This is a genomic window from Paenacidovorax caeni, from assembly GCF_001298675.1.
In the GTDB taxonomy this organism is placed as follows: Bacteria; Pseudomonadota; Gammaproteobacteria; order Burkholderiales; family Burkholderiaceae_C; genus Paenacidovorax; species Paenacidovorax caeni.
Map to the genome: position 1 here is coordinate 1 of NZ_CYIG01000146.1, position 557 is coordinate 557.

Below are 557 nucleotides of genomic sequence, written 5' to 3' on the forward strand. Positions count from 1 at the left end.
GCGTGGATGGGGCCACGGTGCTGTTCCAGGGAGTGGATGCGCAACTGCACCGCCATGGCTACATGGCCCGGGGCGGACAAGCCATCGATGCGACGCTGGTGCCCGCGCCGCGCCAGCGCCTGGACAGGCAGGAGCGCGAGGCCCTGGCCGAAGGCAGAACGCCCGCTTGGAGCGAGGCCGAGCGCCGGCAAAAGGATGTGGATGCCACACACACGAAAAAGCACGGCAAAAGCTACTTCGGCTACAAGCTCAGCGTGAGCGTGGATCTCAAGCACGGCTTCATCCGCCGCATCGCCACGGGCACGGCCAGCGAGCACGACGGACACCACTTCGATGAGGTGCTGGACATGCACAACACCGGGCGCAACGTGCACACGGACAAGGCCTACGCGAGCCGGCAGCGTCGGCAGATGCTGCAAGTGCTGGGCTTCGTGGACGCGATGCAGCGCCGGGCCCAGCCGGGCCAGCCCCTGAGCGAGTGCCAGAAGCGGCGCAACCAGCGCATTGCCAGCAAGCGTGCCCGGGTCGAACATGCGTTTGCCGGCATCCGGCACATG

The 557-nt window shown here is 67.3% G+C and carries 1 protein-coding gene; it reads left to right on the forward strand.

Annotated features, from left to right (window positions below):
- Positions 1-557 (forward strand): transposase (locus BN2503_RS19160; protein WP_148639797.1); only part of this gene is annotated, 557 nt, incomplete at both ends.